At 63.2% G+C, this 23,351-nt stretch carries 22 protein-coding genes and 1 tRNA gene; 9 read left to right on the top strand and 14 right to left on the bottom strand.

The window, feature by feature from the left end:
* Positions 1 to 16: 16 nt before the first annotated feature.
* Positions 17 to 1,264 (bottom strand): HlyD family type I secretion periplasmic adaptor subunit, encoded by a 1,248-nt coding sequence (locus ACS13N_RS13750; protein ID WP_438932152.1) that lies wholly within the window; start codon positions 1,262 to 1,264, stop codon positions 17 to 19.
* Positions 1,264 to 3,609 (bottom strand): type I secretion system permease/ATPase, encoded by a 2,346-nt coding sequence (locus tag ACS13N_RS13745; RefSeq protein ID WP_438932151.1) that lies wholly within the window; start codon positions 3,607 to 3,609, stop codon positions 1,264 to 1,266. Before ACS13N_RS13745 ends, ACS13N_RS13750 begins: the two co-directional genes overlap by 1 nt.
* 449 nt (positions 3,610 to 4,058) lie before the next feature.
* On the opposite strand from ACS13N_RS13745, the gene ACS13N_RS13740 reads away from it, so the two are divergent.
* Both ACS13N_RS13740 and ACS13N_RS13735 read left to right on the top strand, forming a co-directional pair.
* Positions 4,059 to 4,778, top strand: coding sequence for a response regulator (locus tag ACS13N_RS13740; protein WP_438932150.1), 720 nt, complete (start codon positions 4,059 to 4,061; stop codon positions 4,776 to 4,778).
* Positions 4,779 to 4,943: 165 nt separating this feature from the next.
* A complete protein-coding gene (locus ACS13N_RS13735) occupies positions 4,944 to 6,203 on the top strand; it encodes a tetratricopeptide repeat protein (protein WP_438932149.1) in 1,260 nt (419 codons plus the stop codon).
* A 215-nt stretch (positions 6,204 to 6,418) separates the two neighbouring features.
* Here ACS13N_RS13735 and ACS13N_RS13730 read toward each other — a convergent pair.
* The 6 genes from ACS13N_RS13730 to cysS all read right to left on the bottom strand — a co-directional run bounded on the left by ACS13N_RS13730 (position 6,419) and on the right by cysS (position 12,720).
* Positions 6,419 to 6,512 (bottom strand) — tRNA-Ser (locus tag ACS13N_RS13730).
* Between the two features lie 152 nt (positions 6,513 to 6,664).
* Positions 6,665 to 7,915 (bottom strand): aspartate kinase, encoded by a 1,251-nt coding sequence (locus ACS13N_RS13725; protein WP_438932148.1) that lies wholly within the window; start codon positions 7,913 to 7,915, stop codon positions 6,665 to 6,667.
* A gap of 96 nt (positions 7,916 to 8,011) precedes the next feature.
* Positions 8,012 to 9,424, bottom strand: coding sequence for a tRNA lysidine(34) synthetase TilS (gene tilS, locus ACS13N_RS13720; protein WP_438932147.1), 1,413 nt, complete (start codon positions 9,422 to 9,424; stop codon positions 8,012 to 8,014).
* On the bottom strand, positions 9,393 to 10,361 hold the full coding sequence (locus ACS13N_RS13715) for an acetyl-CoA carboxylase carboxyltransferase subunit alpha (protein ID WP_438932146.1): 969 nt from the start codon (positions 10,359 to 10,361) through the stop codon (positions 9,393 to 9,395). Before ACS13N_RS13715 ends, tilS begins: the two co-directional genes overlap by 32 nt.
* 86 nt (positions 10,362 to 10,447) lie before the next feature.
* The gene (locus ACS13N_RS13710) at positions 10,448 to 11,332 is read right to left on the bottom strand and encodes a DNA-3-methyladenine glycosylase 2 family protein (protein ID WP_438932145.1); all 885 of its coding nucleotides are present in this window, start codon (positions 11,330 to 11,332) and stop codon (positions 10,448 to 10,450) included.
* Complete coding sequence (gene cysS / locus ACS13N_RS13705) at positions 11,329 to 12,720, bottom strand: cysteine--tRNA ligase (RefSeq protein WP_438932144.1); 1,392 nt, start codon at positions 12,718 to 12,720, stop codon at positions 11,329 to 11,331. The genes ACS13N_RS13710 and cysS overlap by 4 nt, the downstream gene beginning before the upstream one ends.
* Before the next feature lie 258 nt (positions 12,721 to 12,978).
* Between cysS and ACS13N_RS13700 the strand changes: the two genes are divergently transcribed.
* The 4 genes from ACS13N_RS13700 to ACS13N_RS13685 are packed head-to-tail and all read left to right on the top strand — an operon-like array spanning position 12,979 to position 15,666.
* Positions 12,979 to 13,668: a hypothetical protein gene (locus tag ACS13N_RS13700; RefSeq protein ID WP_438932143.1), complete on the top strand. Its 690-nt coding sequence runs from the start codon at positions 12,979 to 12,981 to the stop codon at positions 13,666 to 13,668.
* Positions 13,669 to 13,723: 55 nt separating this feature from the next.
* Positions 13,724 to 14,296 (top strand): peptidylprolyl isomerase, encoded by a 573-nt coding sequence (locus tag ACS13N_RS13695; RefSeq protein ID WP_438932142.1) that lies wholly within the window; start codon positions 13,724 to 13,726, stop codon positions 14,294 to 14,296.
* 51 nt (positions 14,297 to 14,347) lie between these two features.
* A complete protein-coding gene (locus ACS13N_RS13690; protein WP_438932141.1) occupies positions 14,348 to 14,854 on the top strand; it encodes a peptidylprolyl isomerase in 507 nt (168 codons plus the stop codon).
* Positions 14,851 to 15,666, top strand: a complete 816-nt coding sequence (locus ACS13N_RS13685) for a UDP-2,3-diacylglucosamine diphosphatase (protein ID WP_438932140.1) — start codon at positions 14,851 to 14,853, stop codon at positions 15,664 to 15,666. Before ACS13N_RS13690 ends, ACS13N_RS13685 begins: the two co-directional genes overlap by 4 nt.
* Positions 15,667 to 15,701: 35 nt before the next feature.
* Here ACS13N_RS13685 and cysE read toward each other — a convergent pair whose 3' ends face one another.
* Positions 15,702 to 16,448, bottom strand: a complete 747-nt coding sequence (gene cysE, locus ACS13N_RS13680) for a serine O-acetyltransferase (RefSeq protein WP_438932139.1) — start codon at positions 16,446 to 16,448, stop codon at positions 15,702 to 15,704.
* A 142-nt stretch (positions 16,449 to 16,590) separates the two neighbouring features.
* Entirely contained in the window at positions 16,591 to 17,472 is an 882-nt protein-coding gene (locus tag ACS13N_RS13675) for an RNA methyltransferase (RefSeq protein ID WP_438932138.1), read from the bottom strand.
* A gap of 121 nt (positions 17,473 to 17,593) precedes the next feature.
* Here ACS13N_RS13675 and ACS13N_RS13670 point away from each other — a divergent pair, with 121 nt between their 5' ends.
* A complete protein-coding gene (locus ACS13N_RS13670; protein ID WP_438932137.1) occupies positions 17,594 to 18,406 on the top strand; it encodes an inositol monophosphatase family protein in 813 nt (270 codons plus the stop codon).
* A 71-nt stretch (positions 18,407 to 18,477) separates the two neighbouring features.
* Here ACS13N_RS13670 and ACS13N_RS13665 read toward each other — a convergent pair whose 3' ends face one another.
* The 3 genes from ACS13N_RS13665 to ACS13N_RS13655 all read right to left on the bottom strand — a co-directional run bounded on the left by ACS13N_RS13665 (position 18,478) and on the right by ACS13N_RS13655 (position 20,030).
* Positions 18,478 to 18,936: a DUF2846 domain-containing protein gene (locus ACS13N_RS13665; protein WP_438932136.1), complete on the bottom strand. Its 459-nt coding sequence runs from the start codon at positions 18,934 to 18,936 to the stop codon at positions 18,478 to 18,480.
* Positions 18,933 to 19,328 (bottom strand): hypothetical protein, encoded by a 396-nt coding sequence (locus ACS13N_RS13660; RefSeq protein ID WP_438932135.1) that lies wholly within the window; start codon positions 19,326 to 19,328, stop codon positions 18,933 to 18,935. Before ACS13N_RS13660 ends, ACS13N_RS13665 begins: the two co-directional genes overlap by 4 nt.
* Before the next feature lie 156 nt (positions 19,329 to 19,484).
* Positions 19,485 to 20,030, bottom strand: a complete 546-nt coding sequence (locus ACS13N_RS13655) for a helix-turn-helix domain-containing protein (RefSeq protein WP_438932134.1) — start codon at positions 20,028 to 20,030, stop codon at positions 19,485 to 19,487.
* A 91-nt stretch (positions 20,031 to 20,121) separates the two neighbouring features.
* On the opposite strand from ACS13N_RS13655, the gene ACS13N_RS13650 reads away from it, so the two are divergent.
* Positions 20,122 to 20,826 (top strand): glutamine amidotransferase, encoded by a 705-nt coding sequence (locus tag ACS13N_RS13650; RefSeq protein WP_438932133.1) that lies wholly within the window; start codon positions 20,122 to 20,124, stop codon positions 20,824 to 20,826.
* Complete coding sequence (locus ACS13N_RS13645) at positions 20,823 to 21,530, top strand: MOSC domain-containing protein (RefSeq protein ID WP_438932132.1); 708 nt, start codon at positions 20,823 to 20,825, stop codon at positions 21,528 to 21,530. The genes ACS13N_RS13650 and ACS13N_RS13645 overlap by 4 nt, the downstream gene beginning before the upstream one ends.
* On the opposite strand, the gene ACS13N_RS13640 is transcribed toward ACS13N_RS13645, so the two are convergent.
* Positions 21,531 to 23,336 carry a methyl-accepting chemotaxis protein gene (locus tag ACS13N_RS13640; protein WP_438932131.1) on the bottom strand — a complete coding sequence of 602 codons (1,806 nt, stop codon included), beginning with the start codon at positions 23,334 to 23,336 and terminating at the stop codon, positions 21,531 to 21,533.
* Positions 23,337 to 23,351 lie beyond the last annotated feature (15 nt).

The raw sequence follows: 23,351 nt of genomic DNA, 5'->3' as shown, positions 1-23,351 counted from the left end.
CGTTGTCCGGCCATGATCAACGCTCCCGGAAGGCTTCACGCGCCTTGAAGATGGGCTTGAGCAAGTAGTCGAGGATGGTCTTCTCGCCCGTGCGAATGTCAACGGTCGACACCATGCCGGGCAGGATGGGCAGCGTCTTACCGCCAGCGTGCAGCGCGCTCGAATCGGTCAGCACAAGCACGCGGTAGTACGTTGCATCCGGGCGGCCCGATGCTGCCTTCTGGTCATCCTTGAGCGTATCGGGGCTGATGTGTTCCACCTTGCCCTTGAGGCCGCCGTAGATACCAAAGTCGTAGGCCGTCACCTTCACCATGGCCGGTTGACCAGGGTGCAGGAACGCCACGTCCGACGGCTTGATGCGCGCCTCGACCAGCAGTTGGTCTTCCAGCGGCACGATTTCCATGATGTGCTCGCCCGGCTGGATCACACCACCGATGGTATTGACGCGAATGTTCTTGACCGTGCCATAGACAGGTGCGACCACCGTCGTGCGTTGCAGGACGTCAGCGCGGCCGACCACGGTTTCGCTGGTCTGTGCGAGTTCCAGTTCGAGCTTGGTCAGCTCGGAGTTGGCATCGGCCTGAAAACGATTGCGGCGGTCCACGATCTGAGAACGCAGCTCGTTTGCCTGGCGGCGCATACGCAGCAGCTCGACTTCCGACACCAGGCCGCGTGCGGCCAGCGGCTCGGCCAGCCCGATCTCCTTTTGCGACAGCGCGTAGCTCTTCTCCAGCGCGGCGACGGTATCGTCCAGTGCGCGACGGCGCGCGTTGTAGGCCAGCGTTTCCTGCTGGACCACCGCCTTCACGGTCTTCACATCATCCGGAAACACCAACGGCTGGCTATAAGCTTCCGCACGCAGGCGTGCGATGGTCGCCTTCAGGCCGATCTGCTTTGACCACGCCTCGCGGTAGCTCGTTTCGGCCCGGGTCGGATCGATCTTGGCCAGCACCTGGCCTTTCTTGACGACGTCGCCTTCGCGCACGTCGAGCTGCTCCAGGATGCCGCCCTCCAGACTCTGGATCACCTGCTCGCGGCTCTTGGAGATGATGGTGCCGTCGCCGTGCGTCACCTCTTCCACCCGTGCAAACTTCGCCCAGGTCACGCCGCAGATGATGATGGCGCCGATCAGGTACAGCACCAGCATCGAACCAGGCGTCGACTGCGTAAGCAGCGACTCCTGCACGTCGTTCATGAATTCGGCATCGCCGGGGGTCAGCTTTGGCTTCTTCGGCAGCCACGCCTTGAGGAAATCGAGTTTCATCACTTCGTCTCCTGGTTCACGGAACGCGCGGTCTCGCGCGGCGTGACGGGGTTCGCGTTGGGCGAGCTGTTGGCAGCAAGCGCCGCCTGGTCGCTATTGGCAGCGATGCGCTCTGGGCTCACAGATGCAGGCGCCGGGCGCCTCTCACTGGAACCAGAGAGCGCAGCGAGAACCTTGTCCTTCGGCCCATCGGCCGCGACCTTGCCGTCCTCGACAACGATGATTCGCTCCACCAGTTGCAACAGCGACGGACGGTGCGTGACCACCACGAGCGTCTGACCCTCGGTCGCACGGACAAGGTGATCGAGGAAGATGGTTTCGGTCTGGCTGTCCATCGCGCTGGTCGGCTCGTCAAGCAGCAACAGCTGCGGACGCGCAAGCAGCGTGCGGGCCAGCGACACCAGTTGGCGCTGACCACCGGAGATACCCTCTCCGCCCTCGCTGATCGGCAGGTTGATGCCCCGCGGGTGCTTGGCCGCCACCTGGTCCAGACCTGTCAGGCGCAGCACGCGCAGAAATTCTTCGGCCGAAGCTTCAGGGCGTCCGATCATGACGTTCTCGCGCAGCGTGCCGTGGAACAGGCGTGCATCCTGGCCAACGTAGCCCACTGTCTTGCGCCAGTCGGCCGGATCAATCTGCTCGACGTCCAGGCCATCGGTCAACATCTGACCCTTGGTGGGTGCGTACAGCCGGCCCATCACGCGTAGCAGCGTCGACTTGCCGCTACCAATGCGGCCGAGAATGGCAACCCGCTCACCCGGTTTGATCGACAGGTTCACCCCCTTGAGGATGGCCGGGTTGGGCTGCATCGGCGGCGCCGGGTAGGAGAATTCCACACGCTTGAGCGACAGTTGGCCGGTCAGCGGAGGCTTGGGCAGGTATTCCCGGGTCGGATCACGATCGACCGGTTTCTTCATCAGCTCGTTGAGCGAATGGAATGCAGCCTTGGCTTGCTGGAAACGCAGCGCCAGTCCCATCACCTGGCTCAGCGGTGCCGTGATGCGGCCCGCCAGCATGACGGTACCGATCAGCGCGCCCTGGGTGAGTTGACCGGCATCGATCAGGTACACGCCCAGCACCACCAGCACCACGGTTTGCATCTGCTGCAGAAAGGTCACCACGCTGGTGGCCTTGCTGGAGATCTTGCGCGAGCGCATGGCCGAAGACGCCGCCATACCGCTATAGCGTTCCCAACGGCGCTGCATGTAGCCCTCGCCGCCAACCGCCTTCAGCGTTTCCAGCCCTTCGATCGATTCAATCAGCACGCCTTGCTTGAGCGAGGCTTCGCGCAGGCTTTCCTTCATGACCTTTGCCAACGGCCATTGCACCAGCACGCTGATACCGATGATGAGCGGCACCATGAGCGCAGGCACCCAGCCGAGGTTGCCCCCAATCATGAAGACCACGCCGATGAAGAGGAACACGAACGGCAGATCAGAGACCGTTGCAAGCGTGGCGGACGTTGCAAAGTCACGTACCGATTCGTACTCGCGCAACTGGTTCGCAAACGAGCCTGCCGACGACGGCTTGTTCTCCATCCGGATCGACAACGCCTGGCGGAACAGCAAGGTGCCCATCACCAGATCGGCCTTCTTGCCCGCGACATCCAGCAAGTGCGCGCGAACGTGGCGGGAGATCGCCTCGAACGTCATCGCCACGCACACGCCAATGGCGAGCGACCACAGGGTGACGAACGCCTGGTTCGGCACCACACGGTCATACACGTTCATGGTGAAGAAAATGCTGGCCAGGCCAAGCACGTTGATGAGCAGCGCGCCCAGCGCGGCGCTCGCGTAGTACCGGCGGTAGCGCCACAGCGTGCGCAACAGCCAGTGGCCAGCCGGCTCGGGGTCTTGCTCGCCGGCGCGGGTGTCCACCTTGGCCGCCGGCTTCACGAGAATGGCGTAGCCCGAGTAGATCTCGTTCATCTCCTCCTGCGTGTACTCGACAGGATCGGGACCGATGTCCGACATGATGACCTGATACAGGACGCGACTCTTGGCCTCCTTATCCGGGTTGGCGCGACGGCCGAGCAGAATGCACGCACCTGCACGCTTATGCAGCAGGATCATCGGCATCACGTGCGCGGGCAGCAGTTGCAGATGGCGATCAACCAGGCCGGCCGTCAGACCAGCGTTGGCCAGTGCATCAAGCGCAAGCGAAGGCGTCAGCAGCCCAGCCTTGGGCAGCCCAGCCAGCAGGGCTTCGGGCGTCTTGCCGTAGCCATAGCGATCGCACATCCACAGGACAGCGTCGAGCAGCCCGTCGTGATTGGTCTTGGACTTCGCCGGCTCGGGTTCCGCCGGATGTTGCGAGTCCTGAGGGAGCAATGCGTCTTGAGTCATGGTCTGAGATGGTTAGAGCCGCTCTCGACGCGCGCGACGGAACATCGCGTTCCGCGCTGATGGGTTTCGTACTGCCGAGCGGCTAGCAACCATGGAGGTTGGTTGCGAAACGGGCTCAATTCTGTGGAAATCGTCGCGGCAGCGGTATGCGACACCGCTCTGACGCACATAGGACAGGTACGAAAACCAGAAACCCCAAACAATCCAGTTCGATGCGGCCTAGGCCTACATTGACCTTGCGGGCCTTCATCCGTACTCCACAAGGCCGAGCGCTGTATCAGATGACGAGATCGCGACGGCAGTTTTAGTACTTTTCCGATATGCCGAAGATTGTCGTCACACTAAAGTCATGTTTAACAAACGCTGTGACGGTCGATGACATATCCAGGAACACACGAGGCATTGCCACCATTGATCGCGCCCACCCATCCCAAACAGGACCGAGCTATATGGACAATTTTTCCATCCGTGTGATCGTGGCGGACGATCATCCCGCAATCGTCGAAGGCATGAAGTCAACACTGGGGGAGCACCGCACGGTCAACGTTACGGCCACTGCCGCCAACTCGACCGAGTTGATCGCGGCGCTCAATGCGCACCCATGCGATGTGCTGATTTGCGACTACGCGATGCCCGGCGGTGAATTTGGCGACGGCATCACACTGTTTTCGTTCCTGCGTCGCCGCTACCCGAACAAGCGCATCGTCGTGCTGTCGATGATGGACAACCCTGGCGTCATCCGTTCGCTCCTCAAGCTCGGCATTCAGTGCATTCTGAGCAAGTCCGATTCGACTGCGCACGTACTGCCGGCCATCCATGGCGCCTATGCCGATGGTCGCTATTTCTCACCGGCCATTGCCAAGATCGTCTGGCAGCTCGACGTGGAAGAGCCGGACAGTGCCAAGCGTGAGCTGACCACGCGTGAAGCCGAGGTCATCCGACTGTTTGTGTCGGGACAGAGCATCAATGAGATTGCCGCCACGCTCCGCCGCAGCAAACAGACCATCAGCTCGCAAAAGAGCAACGCAATGAAAAAGCTCGGCATTACCAGTGATACCGACCTCATCAAGTTCATGCTGGGTGTTGAGCTTGCGCGCTCGGATAGCATGCCGACGGCAGCGCCGCCGGTCGAACATCAAGACCGCACGGACGTGGCGCTCGCGCAATAAGCGTCACGCTGTTGAGTCACGCAGCGTGCCCCATATAGGCACGCATTCCCTCAAATTTCGACATGCCTCGCCATCGCTCATGGCGACTGGCATGTCGCCGCCTCGCGCTCAAGAATCATGTCCAGACGCAGCCCTCCTCACGCGCGGTTTGCGCAGAAAAAGCCCTTGCCCAACCGCAACGCACGCGCCCAGATCACGCCGGCTCAGTTTCAGCAATTGGCGGAACAGTTCCGCAAGGCAATGGCCGAGCAAGACTATGTCGCCGGGGTGCAACTCGCGCGCCGAGCGCTTGAAATCACCCCCAACAACATCACCGTGCTAGGCGACTACGCGCTCAGCCTGATGCGCACCGGCGCTCACGAAGAGGCCTATCGCGTCTACCAGCAGATTCACGATGCACCGCCCGAGCAGCGCGCGCGGGCGGCGGGTACGTGGCTCGATGGCCTGGCGGAAGTCTGCGGCTGGCTGGGGCGCACTGACGAAGTACGCCAATATGGATCACGTTCGCTGCGCGAGGCTGACGAGCGACATCGACATGGAGAGCGCTGGCCGCTGCCTGCCACGCCGCCGGCATTCAATGCACAGGCGCCAGAACGCAACATCATTGCCTACAGCCTGTTCGGCGCGCAGCCACGCTATTGCGAGAGCGCAGTGATGAATGCGCGCATCGCACACGAGTTGTTCCCGGCCTGGACTTGCCGCTTCTACCTGGACAGCAGCGTACCGGCGCACGTACAGGCGCGACTGCGCGCAGCCGGCGCACAGGTGGTTGAAATGGATGACCACCCTTACCGTGATATCCCGGCCACGCTCTGGCGCTTTCTCGTGATGGATGACCCGCAAGTCGATCGCTTCCTGGTACGCGACGCCGATGCCTTGCTCTCCGAGCGGGAAGTCCCCGCAATTGAGGCATGGCTCACCAGTGGACGGTTCTTCCACCACATCCGCGACTATTTCACGCACACCGAGCTGCTGCTGGCCGGGCTATGGGGCGGTTGCACAGGCGTACTGCCGCCCATTGCACCGAAAATGCGTGCGTACACCACGACCTATCGCGGTGCGGCACGCTTCACCGATCAGGCCTTCCTGCGAGAAGTGCTCTGGCCAACGGTGCGCGAAAGCATCCTGAACCATGACGAACTGTTCGGCTTTCATGACGCCGCCCCCCTGCCCACCCATGCGCCGCTGCGCTGGGAGAGCAGCGATTTTCATATCGGCAGCAATGCAGCCTATCGCAGCATCGGCGGCAAAACGACAGCGGCTGATGACGCCCTCGTGCGCGTGAAGTTCACCTGCGACGACGAAGCGCCATTCTGCTATGACGCTCCGGTACGCAATGGTGCGTGGCGACTGAGCCTGCCCTTCTTCATGGTCAACGAGATCGAGGCAGGCCGCCTGCAAGTTCTCGCGCAGGCGGCGGGCTGACACGGCCGCAGTCTGTGACAATCCACGGCCAAAACGAAACAGCCCGCTTGGTTTGCATCATGCGGGCTGCTTTATTTTGATGCGGGCCTCAATCCCGGCTACGACGGCCTGCCATGCTGCAATGCAGGGGTACTACCACGCATCTGAGAGAAACCGGCCGCAGAAAAAAGAAAACCCCGGAAGACCGCGATCTTCCGGGGTTGTTCCGCCATTGCTGGCGGAGACGGAGGGATTCGAACCCTCGATCCAGGTTTTGGCCCGGATGCTCCCTTAGCAGGGGAGTGCCTTCGACCTCTCGGCCACGTCTCCCAAACTGACCGTCGCACGAAGGAGCCCGTGCGACGAAGCGCGTATTCTAGCTACTTCACCCCATCCGGTCAACGACAACTGCATGACAACGTGGTGAGAATCTGTGGCTCCCGGGGGTCGCCACCCCGGCCACCCGGTACCGGCTCAGTCGATTACGCCTGATCCAGCTCGAACGCTTTGTGGAGCGCGCGCACGGCCAGCTCCATGTACTTCTCGTCGATCAGCACCGAAATCTTGATTTCCGAGGTGGAGATCATCTGGATGTTGATGCCCTCTTCCGAAAGCGTGCGGAACATCTTGCTGGCGATGCCCACGTGCGAGCGCATGCCCACACCCACCACCGACACCTTCGACACCTTCGGGTCACCCGACACGCTGGCGGCACCGATGTGGCCCTTCACGCTGTCGTTCAGGATCGCCAGGGCACGCTGATATTCGCCGCGCGGCACGGTGAAGGTGAAGTCCGTCTTACCTTCCACCGACTGGTTCTGGATGATCATGTCGACGTCAATGTTGGCGTCGGCAACCGGACCCAGGATCTGATACGCGATGCCGGGCTTGTCCGGCACACCGATCACGGTGATCTTGGCTTCGTCGCGGGCAAAGGCGATGCCGGAAATGGCGGCGGCTTCCATGTTCGAATCTTCCTCAAAAGTAATCAGCGTGCCCGAGTTCATCTCGACGTCGAGCGACATCAGCGGGTCAGTCAGCGACGACAATACGCGGGTCTTCACGCGATACTTGCCGGCAAACTCCACCGAGCGAATCTGCAGCACCTTGGAGCCGAGGCTGGCCATTTCCAGCATCTCTTCGAAGGTGATCTTGTCCAGGCGGCGGGCGTCGTCCACCACGCGCGGGTCGGTCGTGTAGACGCCGTCGACGTCGGTATAGATCAGGCACTCGTCGGCTTCGAGCGCAGCGGCAACCGCCACGGCCGAGGTGTCCGAACCGCCACGGCCGAGCGTGGTGATGTGGCCTTCGCCATCGATACCCTGGAAACCGGTGATGACGACCACGCGGCCGGCGTCGAGGTCAACGCGCACGCGCGCGTCGTCGATCGACTGGATGCGGGCCTTGGTGTAGGCCGAATCGGTCTTCACCGGCACTTGCCAGCCGGTATAGCTGCGGGCGTCGATGCCTTCGGCATGCAGCGCGATGGCCAGCAAGCCCACGCTCACCTGCTCGCCGGTCGAGGCAATCATGTCGAGTTCACGCGGGTCGGGTTGGGCCGCAATCTCTTTGGCCATACCCAGCAGGCGGTTGGTTTCGCCGGACATGGCCGACGGAACGACCACGATCTGGTGACCGGCACGGTGCCACTTGGCAACGCGCTTGGCGACATTCTTGATGCGTTCAACTGAACCCATCGAGGTGCCACCGTACTTGTGAACGATGAGAGCCATCTTGGAAAGATCGAGAGGAGGCGGAACGGTGCAAAAGCTTTTGAAAATACAGCAATTTGCATCGATCGGCAAGCAATTCGCCAGTGAAGATGTGTATCAGGAAGCACCTTGGGTGGCCGACAACCACGCGATCTGCCAGCCGGGGCCGCTGCCTGCGGCTGCCCGGTCGATACCCAGTCCAGCCGCAAAAACCAGTGTTTCGCCAGCGTAGAGCAGTGGCAAACGCCGGCGCTCCCAAGCCGGAATGCCAGCCTCCTGATAGGCCTGTTTGAGTGCGCGCGATGGCCCACCCGGACGCAGCACGATGCGCTCTCCGCCACGACGAGGCGCCAACGCCAGCGGCGCTTGCAGGATTTGCTCAGCGATACCGTCTGCGGCCACAGGTGAAAACACCAGCGCCCCGCCCCACTCAGCCACACTCACACGTTGACTGGTCCGCCGTGCCGGGTCGAACCGCCCAGCATCAAGTGCGACAGGTGCTGGCGTGGCCGCATCGCCAACCCCTGACTCAATCCACGCAGCGCCGCGATAGCGTCTGACTTGCCCGGCCGGCAATTCGATGCACAGCGCGCCATCGTCACGTGCATCGATCAGTTGCGTGCGCAGATCATCAAGGCGGCGCGCGGACAGCGCACGCATACCCGCCTGTGTCAACCACGCCCGCAGCACCGCTCGCTGACGCGGCGCGGATAGCGCGGCCAGCGCCGCCACGTCGAGTTCATCTGTTGAAGCGACCTGCGCCAGATCCGCCTGCGCAATTTCTTCGATCAACGCTGCAGCATCCGCCAGATGGGCAGCGCTGCGTGCAAGCGCCTCCCGATAGCCGGGGAAATGCCCGGCCATGCCCGCCAGCAGCGGCCGCAGCGCATTGCGTGCGTAACGCGAATCTTCATTGGAAGGATCATCGACCCACGCGAGCGCGTGAGTGTGAGCGTACTGCTCGATGTCACTGCGCGGCACATCAAGCCATGGGCGCAGCAACGTGACGCAACTCGCGCGAGTCATCGGCATGGCGGAAAGGCCATCGAGGCCGGCGCCACGCATCAGTTGCAGCAAGATGGTCTCGGCCTGATCGTCCAGATGATGCGCAGTGAGCAGAATCGTGGCACCGGCCTGCGCGCACAGGTCAGCGAGTGCGGCATAGCGGGCCTCGCGCGCGGCCTCTTCCACGCCACGCCCGGCATCAACCGCAACGATCACACGGCGCGCATGAAACTCAGCAGCCGCTGCTTGGGCCATGCGAGCACAGGCAGTTTCCCAGGCATCCGCATCCGCTTGCAAACCATGGTGGACATGCAAGGCAACGAGGCGCACAGGCACGCCAGCATCTCGCCACACGGCGCACGCGTGCAGCAGCGCCGCAGAATCACGCCCACCCGACAAGGCAATCGCGACCGTCGGCACCTCGCCAGAAACAACAAAGGCCGCACACGCGGCAACGCGTTGTGCGACCTTGTCGACCAGCCGGGCTGACGAATCAGCGACCCTCGGTTTCCTTGAACTTGCCATAAGCCATCAGGCGCTCGTGACGACGTGCCTGCAGTTCCGACGTCTTCATGCCCTGGAACTGGCGCAGCGATTCAGCCAGCGCGCGCTTGAGCATCGAAGCCATACCCCTAGGATCGCGATGCGCGCCACCCAGCGGCTCGTTGACGATCTTGTCGATCAGGCCCAGCGCCTTCAGGCGGTGTGCCGTCAGACCCATCGCCTCGGCGGCTTCCGGTGCCTTCTCGGCGGTCTTCCACAGGATCGATGCGCAGCCTTCCGGCGAGATCACGGCATACGTGGCGAATTGCAGCATGATCACCGAATCGCCCATGGCGATGGCCAGCGCACCACCCGAACCGCCTTCACCAATGATGGTGGCGATCAGGGGCACCTTCAGGCCAGCCATCACGAACAGGTTGTGACCGATGGCCTCGGACTGGCCGCGCTCTTCCGCATCAATGCCCGGGAATGCGCCCGGCGTATCGACGAAGGTGAAGATCGGCAGACCGAACTTGTCGGCCAACTCCATCAGGCGCTTGGCTTTGCGGTAGCCCTCGGGCTTGGACATGCCGAAGTTGCGCAGCGCGCGCTCCTTCGTGTCGCGGCCCTTCTGGTGACCGATCACCATGCAAGGCTGGCCGTTGAAGCGTGCCAGACCGCCCACGATCGACAGGTCGTCCGCGAAGGTGCGGTCGCCGTGCAGTTCGTGGAAGTCGGTGAAGATTTCGCGGACGTAGTCGAGCGTGTATGGACGCTGCGGGTGCCGGGCGATCTGTGCGACCTGCCAAGGTGTCAGGTTGGCGTACAGATCTTTGGTGAGTTGCTGGCTCTTGGAGGCCAGGCGGGAGATTTCTTCAGAAATATCGACAGCGGAATCGTCTTGAACGAATCGAAGCTCTTCGATCTTCGATTCAAGTTCTGCGATCGGCTGCTCGAACTCCAGGAAGGTTGTTTTCATGGATCTTCTGAAAGGCTCTTGAAGGCGCGCATTCTACCGGATTTTGACCACCGATCGACGCTGCGCGTTTCATCGAAATTAACAGATCAATAGGTGGTCGCCGTGTCGAGGCTGCGCCACATATACCAGGTGGCCACTGTGCGCCACGGTTCCCAGTTAGCTGCCACTTCGCGCGCTTCGCTGCGAGTGACGGGTTCGCCACTGAAATAATTCTGTGAGATTGCGTTGATCAGCCCGATGTCATCCAGCGGCAGCACGTTCGGGCGCATCAGGTTGAACATCAGGAACATCTCCGCCGTCCAGCGGCCGATGCCGCGGATCTGCGTGAGTTCTGCAATCACATCCTCGTCGTCCATCTCGGCCCATTTGGCGACGTGTACGGTGCCGTTGCGGAAGTGATCGGCAAGATCGAGGATGTACTCGGCCTTGCGCTTGGACAGGCCACAACCCGCCAGCTTCTCTTGCCCGGCGCGCAGGAACTGCGCAGGGACCAGCTTGGGGCACGCAGCCACCACCCGCTCCCACACGGATTGCGCCGCCTTGACCGAAATCTGTTGACCGACAATCGACCGCGCCAGCGTAACGAACGGATCGCCGCGCGACGCCAGGTGCGCCGGACCATACGCGGGAATGATCTTGCGCAGGATACGGTCGCGCTTCATCAGGTCAGCACAGGCCTCCAGCCAATACTCGGGCGGCCCGGACAACACCACCTCGGCCGGCACCGGCTCGTTGGTGGCGAGCGCCTCTGGCAAGGGCACCTTCGATGCGGGCGCGCGCTTGGCTGACACCTTTTCGACGATCTTGGCAACCTTGCCAGCCTTGATGGTCGTGCTCTTGGCGGCCACCGTCTTGCTGGCCACGCCGTCGACCTTCTTGGCGTCCACCTTCTTTGCAGGTGCCTTCACGGCCGGCGCCTTCTTGGCAACCGTACTGCGCACTGCGCTGGCTTTCTTGGCCACCGCGTTCATGCGCGTCTCCACTCGGTCACGCCACCCGGCTTGTCTTCCAGCACGATGCCGGCGGCCAGCAGATCGGCACGAATGGCATCTGCGCGCGCGAAGTCACGCGCGGCCTTGGAGGCGCGGCGTTCTTCGATACGTGCCTCCACTTCAGCCGCATCCAGGCCATCGGCCGTCACGCCGCCTTGAAGGAAGGCATGCGGATCGCGCCCCAGCAGGCCCATCACACCCGCCAGCGCCGCCAGTTGATTGGCCAACTCGGGCGAGCGCGTCTTGTTCACTTCGCTTGCCAGCTCGAACAGCACCGACACCGCCACTGGCGTGTTGAAGTCGTCGTTCATCGCTTCGAGGAAGCGCTTGCCGTGCGGCTCGCTCCAATCGGGCTTGGCATCAGCAGCGGCAGACACGTCCTTGAGCGCCGTGTACAGGCGCGTGAGCGCGTGACGGGCATCATCCAGGTGAGCGTCGCTGTAGTTGAGGTCGCTGCGATAGTGCGAGCGCAGGATGAAAAAGCGCACGACTTCAGCGTCGTACACCTTCAGCACGTCACGGATGGTGAAGAAGTTGCCGAGCGATTTCGACATCTTCTCGTCATTCACGCGCACGAAGCCGTTGTGCATCCACGTGTTGACGAACGTCTTGCCGGTCGCGCCTTCAGACTGGGCGATCTCGTTCTCGTGATGCGGGAACTGCAGGTCGGCGCCACCGCCGTGCAGGTCGAAATGCTCACCCAGCAGTTCGCAGCTCATGGCCGAGCACTCGATATGCCAGCCCGGGCGGCCCTCGCCCCACTGCGAGGCCCAGCGCGATTCAGCCGGCTCGTCAGCCTTGGCGGACTTCCACAGCACGAAGTCCAGCGGATCGCGCTTGGCGTCGTTGGTATCGACGCGCTCGCCGGCGCGTAGGTCTTCGAGCGACTTGCCCGAAAGCTTGCCGTAGCCAGGGAACTTGCGCACCGCGTAGTTCACATCACCGTCGGTCGCCTGATAGGCCAGACCGTTGGTCTGCAGCTTGCCGATCATGCTCAGCATCTGCGGCACGTATTCGGTGGCGCGCGGCTCGTGATCGGGGCGCTGCGTACCGAGCGCGGCGAAATCTTCGTGCATCGCATCGATGAAGCGGCCGGTGAGCGCGCTCATGGTCTCGCCGTTCTCGACCGCACGCTTGATGATCTTGTCGTCGATGTCGGTGATGTTGCGGACGTACGTGACGTCGTAGCCCGACGCGCGCAGCCAGCGCTGCACCATGTCGAACACCACCACCACCCGCGCATGCCCGACGTGACAGTAGTCGTACACCGTCATCCCGCACACGTACATACGCACGCGGCCGGGCTCGATGGGGACGAACGTCTGTTTCTCACGCGCGAGCGTGTTATAGATCTTGAGTGATTCCATGAAGCGGTGTCGGGAGATTCGGTGCGCCGCCACGTACTGAGGTACTGGGCTGGATGCCGGCGGGCGCAGAGCGTCGGCTGGCGACGCACTGTAAAACCAGCGGCATATCTTACCGGAACTGCATGAACAGGGCCGACGAGGCGGGCGACCAACGTGCCTCGCTGCTTCCCGCCAAGAACCTTTTCCGGTGCGCATTGCCGCTGCTGCGCACAAAGACGGTTTGTTAGAATGCGGCGGAGTATAACGGAACCGATTCTCATGAACAGACCGCTGCGAGATCGCGCTGTAACCCCGCACGCTGCAACCCTGTGCGCTGCCGTCGTAAGCGCCCTGCTGGCCACGGCAGCTGCGCCCGCCTTTGCCCAGACCGCCGGCATTGCCCTGCCGGCCGATCTGACGCCCAGCACCCAGCAGCAGCCGCAGGTCGCGCGCCAGAAGCGCATTGACGACTGGCTCGCCAAGAAGCAATACACCCAGGCCCTGACGGAACTGGACAAGGAGATCACCGAACAACCGCGCAACGCGCAGGCCCGTTTCCAGCGCGGCGTGGCGCTTGCCGGCCTGGGCCGCGGCGACGACGCCATCGTCGCGTTCGGCCAGATGACGCAGGATTTCCCCGAGCTGCCCGAGCCGTACATCAACCTGGCTGCACTCTATGCAGAACGCGGTGAACTGCTGCGCGCCCGCGACAGCCTCATCATGGCGAGCCGCGTGGCACCGGAGAATGCGCAGGCGCAGGCCAACCTCGGCGATGTCTATGTCCGCCTGGCCGCGCAGTCCTATCAAGGCGCGCTCAAGCTCAATCCCAAGAACGCCACTGCGCGCGCCCGTCTCGATGCCTTGCCCAATGTGCCGGGTGTGCGCCCGGCGGCTGCACCCGCAAAGCCTGCCGCACCTGCTGTGGTGGCACCCGCCGCCAGCAGCGTGAGCGCCAAACCGGCCAAGTAACCACAAGAAGCGGCCGCCCCGTTTTCCCACCCCCAAGCTCTCTCTCCTCTAGACCATGCTCCGTATCCGTTCTCTCTTTGCCGGGCTCGTATGCGCACTGGCCGTGTCCGCTGCCGCGGCCGCCACACCGGCGCCGCGTGTGCAGTTCAAGACGTCGATGGGCAACTTCACCGTCGAGGTCTATCCGGACAAGGCCCCCAAAACCGTCGCCAACTTCCTGCAGTACGTAAAGGACGGCTTCTACAAGGGCACGATCTTCCACCGCGTGATGGACGGCTTCATGATCCAGGGCGGCGGCTTCACGCCCGACATGAAGCAGAAGGACACCCGCCCGCCGGTCGAGATCGAATCAAAGAACGGCCTGAAGAACGATAAGTACACGATCGCCATGGCTCGCACCATGGACCCGAACTCCGCCACCGCGCAGTTCTATGTGAACGTGGTCGATAACAACATGCTGAACTACCCTGGTCAGGACGGCTACGGCTATACCGTCTTCGGCAAGGTGGTCGATGGCACCGACACCATCGACAAGATCAAGGCGGTGGAAACCACCACCAAGTTCCCGCACCAGAATGTGCCCGTGAAGCCGATCACGATTGAATCGGCCACCGTCGTCACCAAGTAACGCCCGAGCAACACCCAAGCCACGTATTCCGCATTACCCAAGGAACTCACCATGACCCAAGTCAAGCTGCACACCAACCACGGCGACATCACCCTGGCCCTGGACGCCGAAAAGGCACCCAAGTCGGTTGCCAACTTCGTCGCTTATGTGAAGGACGGTCACTACAACGGCACGGTGTTCCACCGCGTCATCAAGGGCTTCATGATCCAGGGCGGTGGCTTCGAGCCGGGCGAGAAGATGAGCCAAAAGCCGACCAAGGCCCCGATCGACAACGAAGCCAACAACGGCCTGAAGAACGAGCGCGGTGCCATTGCCATGGCACGCACCAACGATCCGCACTCGGCCACGGCCCAGTTCTTCATCAACACGGTCGACAACGACTTCCTGAACCACACCTCGCCAACGCCGCAAGGCTGGGGCTATGCCGTGTTCGGCAAGGTGACCGAAGGCATGGACGTGGTCGACAAGATCCGCTCGGTGCGCACGGGCAACCGCGGCTTCCACCAGGACGTGCCGATGGAAGACGTGATCATCGAAAGCGCTGAAGTGATCGAATGAGTGACGCAGCGCACGCCTCACAGGCCTCCGCGCTGAAGACACCGGTCCGGGTTTCCGGGCCGGTGTTTTTTATTTCGGATCTGCACCTGACGGCCAGCATGCCGGCCACCGCCGCCGCGTTCGAGCACTTCCTGCGCACGCGTGCCCGCGAGGCACGCACGCTCGTCATCCTGGGTGATTTCTTCGAATACTGGGTCGGCGATGAAGAGTTGGCCGATCCGTTCCACCGGCACATCGCTAACCTGCTCGCCGAACTGGCGGAGGCGGGCACGCGCGTGCTGTTCATGCACGGCAACCGCGACTTCCTGTTGGGCAAACGCTTCCTGACCGCCGCGCACGCGACGCTGCTGCCCGACCCCAGCGTGCTGGAAGTCGATGGACAACGCATCGCACTCGCCCACGGCGATGCCCTCTGCACGCGCGACACGGCCTACATGCGCTTCCGCCACTGGACGCGCAAGCGCTGGGTGCAACGGATTTTCCTGACGATGCCGCTGCGCTGGCGGCTGAAGATCGCGCAGAAGATGCGCGCCGAAAGCGAAGCCGGCCGCGCCATGTCAGCCAACGTGGCAGGCGAGCCGCGCGCCGCAGCGATGATGGGCGACGTGGCGCCCGAAGCCGTCGACGCGCTGTTCAAGGCCACAAGCACAACCACGCTGATCCACGGCCACACGCACCGCCCGCAGTTACATCACGAGCCGAGCGGTGAACGCTGGGTGCTCTCAGACTGGGATTTCGATCAAGCGCAACCGCGCGGCAGTTTTCTCAAACTGCAGGACGGTGCGCTAACGGTTGAACAAGTGACGGCATAGGTTGACGTAACCTCGCGCCATCCCCCGCCCTTCCCTTACTTCAGCATCCGCTTCAGCTCGCTCGCATCAAACGGATCGTTCGGCGAGTTTTCCAGATGCGCGCCCAGGCGATCGAGCGCCGAGAGAATCGACTCGATACGCTCCTGCTGGAGTTCGCTGTGGTCGATCAATCGCTTGAGCGCCAGCGACACCGGATCATCCGCATCCGGCGTGATGCCGTAGGCCGAGAACTCCTGCTTGAGCGCAGACTGGGCCTCGGCCGCCACATCGCGTTCGATGATGCGCGCCGGAATACCCACCGCTGTCGCACCCGGTGGCACCGGCTTGAGCACCACCGCGTTGGACCCAACGCGCGCGCCATCGCCAATGACAAAGCCGCCGAGCACCTTGGCGCCCGCGCTCACCACCACGCCCTTGCCGAGCGTCGGATGGCGCTTGGCGCCCTTGTACAGCGAGGTACCGCCCAGCGTCACGCCCTGGTAGATCGTGCAGTCGTCGCCGATCTCTGCCGTCTCTCCGATCACGACACCCATGCCGTGATCGATGAACACACGCCGGCCGACGGTCGCACCCGGGTGGATCTCGATGCCGGTCAGGAAACGCCCGAGATGCGAGAACCACCGCCCCAGCAGCTTGAAGCCGCCGTGCCAACACGCATGCGCGACCCGATGGACGATGACGGCGTGCAGACCTGGGTAGCAGGTCAACACTTCCCAGCGGCTGCGCGCGGCCGGGTCTCGCTCCATGATGGCGGCAATATCTTCGCGAATGCGTGTGAACATCTTGGTGGTGTGGGTGGATCGTTATATCGATATGCGCAATGCGCTGAGGGCAGTGTAAGGCATTCCCTTGGCCTTCTACGGCAAGGGTTTTAGCCCGACATGCAGGAGGATGCCGCCTCACTGTGGCGGCTTTCGAAAGGGGTCAGCGACAGTCGTCGGCTGCGCCGGTCGGCGCCTTGGCCATATCGACCGCCTCGCCGCGGCGGCCAAGCATGCGCTTGGCGATCCCGCGCAGAATGTTGACCTCCTCGGTCTCCAACTGCGTGCGCGCAAACAGACGCCGCAAGCGCGGCATCAGCTTCTTCGGCTGGGCGGGGTCGAGAAAACCGATCTCAACCAGGCCCTGCTCCAGATGTTCGAACATGCCGTCGATCTGCTCGGCGGTGGCCGGCTCGCCGACAAAGCCGACGCCTTCCATGCGCGTGTCGCTCGTGCCGGTGTCGGCCAGCAGCGCCATGCGCACCTCGTACGCAATCAACTGCACCGCTTGCGACAGGTTCAACGAGGCATACGCAGGATTGGCGGGAATGTGCGTAACGACGTGGCAGCGCTCCACCACCTCGTTCGGCAAACCAAAGCGCTCGTTGCCGAAGACGAAGGCAACCGCGGTGTCCGGCGCGGCCAGCAAGGCAGCCACCTCTTCTGCCGCAGCACGCGGGCCGATGCGGCGTGGGCCGAACTCGCGTGGGCGGGCCGTCAAGGCAATCGTGAGAGACGCACCAGCCAATGCTTCGCCAATGTCATCGACCACTCGGGCACCGGCCAGCACATCGTCTGCGCCGCTTGCCATGGCAACGGCATCGGCGTGGGACTGGGCATCGGCCTCGCGCGGGCGGACAAGCACGAAACTGCCTAGCTCACCAAACCCCATGGTCTTGAGCGCGCGTGCTGTGGATCCGACATTGCCTGGATGGCTGGTCTCGACCAGCACGAAACGGCAGCGTGCGGCGCGCCGGGACAACGTTTCCGGGTCAGCGGGTGCGGCGTTCGATGGGTTTTCCAGGACGCTGGAAGCGGGGTTCATATACAATACGGCCACTCTTTTGACGGCGGGCAGGATCGTGTGATTGGCCCGCCGCTCGTTCTTCTACAATTCGCTGTGTTGTTCGTCAGTTGCCAAAAGCGCACTGACGCGGAGATCCGTCATGCATCCGATGCTCAATATCGCCGTCCGCGCTGCTCGCAAGGCCGGTACCGTCATCAATCGCGCGTCCTTCGACGTCGATAGCCTGCGCACCGAGCGCAAACAACACAACGATTTCGTCACCGAAGTCGATCGCGCGGCTGAAGCCGCGATCATCGAAGTCATCAAGACTGCCTACCCCGATCACGCGATTCTAGCGGAAGAGTCCGGCCAATCCTGGGCCGACGGCGAAACCGTGAGCGAAAACGTCTGGGTGATCGACCCGCTGGACGGCACCACCAACTTCATCCACGGCTTCCCGCAATATTGTGTGTCAATTGCGCTGATGCAGCGTGGCGTCGTCACGCAAGCCGTGGTGTATGACCCGACGCGCGATGAACTCTTCACTGCTTCCAAGGGCGCGGGCGCCTTCCTGAACAACCGCCGCATCCGCGTCACACGTCGCGACAAGCTGGCTGACTGCCTGATCGGCACCGGCTTCCCGTACCGCGACATGGAAGGCCTGTACGACTACACCCGCCTGTTTGCCACCATGACCGAGAACTGCGCCGGCCTGCGCCGCCCGGGCGCTGCCGCACTGGACCTCGCCTACGTGGCCTGCGGTCGTCTCGACGGTTTCTTCGAGCAGGGCATCAACGCGTGGGACATGGCGGCCGGTTCACTCCTGATCACGGAATCGGGCGGCCTGGTCGGTAATTACTGCGGCGAAGCCGGCTACCTGGACCAAGGCGAAATCCTGGCCGGCAACCCGAAGGCCTTCGTGCAAATGCTCAAGATCACGACGCCGTTCTCGCGTTCTAAGGCATCGGAATAAGCCTGCCCTGCCGAAAAAAAGCCCGCTTTCCAGCGGGCTTTTTTGTTGCTGCGGTTTCGTTACTGGTTTCGTTACTTCTTGGCCGCTGGCGGCTCGTTCGGCGCGAAGCTCAGCGACGGCAGTTCGGACTGCGCCTTTTCCGGCGTTTCCAGTTCCGGCACCACACGACCCACGATCAGGCCCAGCGACGGCGAGGTACGCACGTACTTGGTTTCGCCCGCATCCAGCGCGAAGCTCAGCGTTTTCTCGGTCTCGGTTGCCGTCGACACAACGTACTTGCCGGCAGGACGGTCCACGAAGAAGAAGCCACCCGGCTTGGACTGCCCGACCACTTCGCTGTTGAGCTTGATGTCCGGTTGCAGTGCGGCGCCGATCAGCGACGACGAGCGGAAGAAATACACGCGGCCCTGATCCTGCTTGAGGGTCGGGATGGTCGAGGCCATCTCGGAATACTTCACGCCCGAGGCGCACCCGGCCATGAGGACGGTGATACCAATGGCCGAAGCCAGTGCGCGCAAAACTCCCTTCATTGTGGTTCTCCTGTTGTGATTGGAACGGCTTTGGAAAGCGGGGAATACGCCTGCTCGCCCGGCAGATAGAACCCGACCAGACGTTGATCAGCGATAACGAGGTAGGCCTCGTGAACCTGGCGACCTTCGATCGTGAAGATCGTGCCGACCGGGCGATAGACTGCGCCCTGGGACAGCGAGCCCACACGCTGCCAGTTCGAGCCTGCCGCGAGCGTGCGCGTATAGCCCGTCTCCAGGCGGATCTCGGTTGGCGTTTTCAGTTGGAGGTGCGACGGACTTGTCGCGCTATCGATGGCCAGTGTGGCCGGTGCGGTGGATACCATCGGCGCACACGCGCCGAGGGCGGCTACGGCAATGCATGCCGCAGCCAACTGCAACATTGGCTTTCGCACTACTCACTCCCTGATCTTGTTATGGGTGCCGCATGACGCTGACACGGCGTTTGTGGGGAGCGATCTTAGTGAAGTGCTGCAGAAGTGGCATCCCCCCGAGCCCGTTTTTTCGAGGGGATGCCGATGCAAGTTTCTAAAGACTGATTTAAGTGGCGTTTAGCTTGCTGCATTCGGAGCACTGACGACGACCAGCACCTCGGCCTGCTCTGCCCCCACGGAACGCGTCCGATGCGGAATGCACGCATCGAACACCACCGAATCGCCAACGGCCAGCAGCACGGTCTGCCCGGCAAACGCGACCTCCACCTCGCCGCGATGCACGAACAGCAACTCCTCCCCGTCGTGCTCCTTGAACGGCGACGCGCTGAAATCGGCTGGCGGATAGATCATGAACGGCAGCAGCGTCTTGCCGCTGCGCTGCGTGGCGATCCCCTCATACAGCGGCTGCGTGCCGGCGTTACCAACGCGCGTGCGTTCCCCCGCCCGCACGATGGTGATGGCAGCGGATGACGCCGCCTCGCCAAACAGGTCTTCGGTAGGCACGCCAAGTGCCTGCGCCAGCTTCATCGCCACGGCAATCGACGGCACCGAGACACCGCGCTCGACCTTGGAGAGGTAGCTCTTGGTCAGGCCGGTGCGCTCGGCCAGGGTTTCGAGCGTCCAGCCATGGTTCTTGCGCAGCGGTTTCAGGCGTACCGTCATGGGGATGATTGTGTCATTGGCGTCGCCATCATTGTCACATAGGACACCTTGTGTCATACAATGCAAACCCGCCGATACCTCTTGCCTGACCATGAAAACCGCCCTCGCCCTGCGCCACGTTCCGTTCGAGCATCTCGGTATCCTGCAGCCGCTGCTGGAAGCACGCGGCTATGCGGTGCGCTATGTGGACGTGGGGGTGCAATCCGTGCCGGCCGACGACATGGCCACGGCCGATTTGCTGATTGTGCTGGGCGGCCCCATCGGCGCGTATGACGACGCGGCGTATCCGTTCGTGTGCGACGAAGCGCAGGCCATTGCGCAGCGCCTGGCGGCACGCAAACCGCTGCTCGGCATCTGCCTGGGCGCGCAATTGATGGCGCGGGCGCTGGGTGCCGCGGTCAAGCCGATGGGCGTGAAAGAGATCGGCTTCGCGCCCATCACGCTCACCGCTGAGGGTGCAGATTCGCCGCTCGCACCGCTGGCCGACGGCACGCCAGTGCTGCACTGGCATGGTGACCGCTATGACCTACCGCCCGGTGCGCGTCGGTTGGCGTTCACGGCGATCTGCGCAGAGCAAGCCTTCGCCATCGGCGACCACGCACTGGGCCTGCAATTCCACCTGGAAGCGAATCTAGGTGAGCTGGAGGCGTGGCTGATCGGCCATGCAGCAGAACTTGGTGCGGCGGGCATCGACCCGCGCACGTTACGTGCACAAGCGCCGGTCGTCGCTGAGCGTCTGGCGCAGCGCGCTCGCGATGTGTTCACCGCTTGGCTCGACTGCGCGGAGGCGGCATGACGTTGCCCGCACCCATCCGCATCGATGCGGTCCTCACCGGCCGCGCCGTCGACTACACACGCCCCAGCTCACGCAGCGCCATCGACAAGCGCCGCGTGGTCGATGCGGTGCAGGTGGATATCAACGGCATCGTCGGCGATGAGCAAGGAGACCCGCGCGTACACGGTGGCCCCGACAAGGCGATCCACCACTACCCGTTCGACCATTACGCCGCGTGGCGCGCAGACATCGGAGCGCTGCCGGTGCTCGCGCAGCCTGGTGCGTTTGGCGAAAACCTGAGCACCACGGGCATCACCGAAGCCGACATCTGCGTGGGTGACCGCCTGCGCGCGGGCAATGTGGTGCTGGAGGTGTCGCAGCTACGCCAGCCATGCTGGAAACTCAACGACCGCTTTGACACGCGCGACATGGCCCGCCGCGTGCAGCGCACAGGGCGCACAGGCTGGTACTACCGGGTACTGGAGGGCGGCACGCTGTGCGCGGGCGACACGCTTGAGTGGTTCGAACGCCCATGGCCGCAATGGCCCTTAGCGCGCGTGCTGGACGTGCTCTATCGCAACATGCTGGACCGCGCCGCGCTGGAGGACATGCTGGCGCTGCCGCTCACGCCGTCGTGGCGCAAGCTCGTGGAAGGCCGTCTCACGCTCGGCGAGGTGGAAAGCTGGGCCAAGCGCATCGATGGCCCAGCGAGTACTACGGCCTGATCAGAAGGTTTCCCAATCGGCGTCAGAACCGCCGCCGACCACCGCCAGCGGTTGCTTCTTGGCGGGCACGGGCGCCGCAGGAGCGGAGGCAGCCGGCTGAACGGCCAGCTTCGGCTCGCGCTTGCGAACCACTGGGCTCAATGGTTTGACGGGCTTGGCCGGCTTGACGGCCACGGTTGTTGCGGTGGCCGCTGGCTTGACAGGTCTCGCCAGTTGGGGCGCTGCGAACGCGACCGTCTCGGCACCATCCAAGCGGAACTGCGACACCACCTGCGTGAGGTTCTTCGCCTGCTCTTCGAGCGACTGTGCGGCAGCCGCAGCCTCTTCCACCAGCGCGGCATTCTGCTGCGTCACCTGCTCCATCTCCGACACCGCCTGGCCGATCTGCATGATGCCTTGCGTCTGCTCGGCCGATGCCGCGGCAATGTCCTCGACGATGTTGGCGACGCGGCGCACGGCTTCCACCGTCTCGGTGATCGTCTCCCCCGCCTGCGACACTTGCGTGTGGCCGGCCTGCACGCGCGAGACCGAGTCGTCGATCAGCGTCTTGATTTCCTTGGCGGCGGCCGCGCTGCGCTGGGCCAGCGCACGCACCTCGCCCGCCACCACGGCAAACCCACGGCCCTGCTCGCCTGCACGCGCGGCCTCCACGGCAGCGTTGAGTGCGAGGATGTTGGTCTGGAAGGCGATGCCGTCGATCACACCAATGATGTCGGCCATCTTGCGCGAGCCTGCGCTGATGTCATCCATGGTGGCCACCACGCCACGCACCACCTCGCCGCCACGCGACGCCAAATCGGCGGCGTTTGATGCCAGTGCACTGGCTTGACGAGCGCTCTCGGAGTTGTTGCTGACGGTAGACGTCATCTGCTCCATGCTGGCAGCGGTCTTCTCCAGCGAGGCCGATTGCTGCTCGGTGCGCGTGGACAGATCCAGGTTGCCGCTGGCAATTTCATGCGCGCCGGTGTTGACCGAATCCGAACTGCTGCGTACCTGGCGCACGGTGTTGACCAGGCTCTCGCGCATGCGCGCCACGGCCGCCAGCAGGCGACCGAGTTCATTGCGGCCACCGGTCTCGACATGGACAGCCAGATCGCCCTCCGCCACGCGCGAGAGCACCGTCACCGCTTCATTGAGCGGCGTGATCACGAAGGCCCTGAGCGCGTAGAACACAGCCACGATCAGCGCCAGCGCCATCGCAATGCCCAGCGCAACGAACTTGAGGATCGTTTCGTAGCGCGCGCGACCGCCATCGGCCTGGTCCTTGGCGAGCTTCTTGACGAGTTGCTGGAAGTTTTCGATCTGGGTCGACCAAGCTGCGCCCGTATCCGTCACGTCCTTGTAGTTGAGGGGCGCGTAGGCCGCGGCATCGCCGGCGCGCAGGGCGGCCAGGGCACGCTGGACGGCTTCGATGTGCGTTTGTGCGGCCTGGACGATTGACTGGCGCAACGCGTCGTCCACACCCTCGATGGGTGGCGCGTTCTTGAATGCTTCGACCTGCGCAACGGCCTTCTTCAGGCCCCTCTCCGAGCTTTCAAGCGCAGCGGTCTTGGCTGCGTCGTCCATGTTCTCGCGCAGCACGCTGTACAGGCGTGACATGCCGGTACGCGCGCGCTGCATGTCCTTGTAGGCGTCGTTCAGGAGCATGCTGCGATCCGAGATGTCATGCACACGCTCGGTTGCAGCATTGGTCGTGCGCAGTGCGATCACGCCAACGGCAGCCCCGACCACGATCATCAGCGCGAAGGTGATCAGAATCGCCAGCAAGCCAGCACGCACGCTGGCGTTCTTCAGAACGCGGTCCATCTTTGTCTCCAGAGC

It is taken from the genome of Ralstonia sp. 24A2, assembly GCF_051783885.1.
Lineage (GTDB): Bacteria > Pseudomonadota > Gammaproteobacteria > Burkholderiales > Burkholderiaceae > Ralstonia.
The sequence above is the reverse complement of the archived record's forward strand: the minus strand, read 5'-3'. Positions and strand labels throughout refer to the sequence as shown.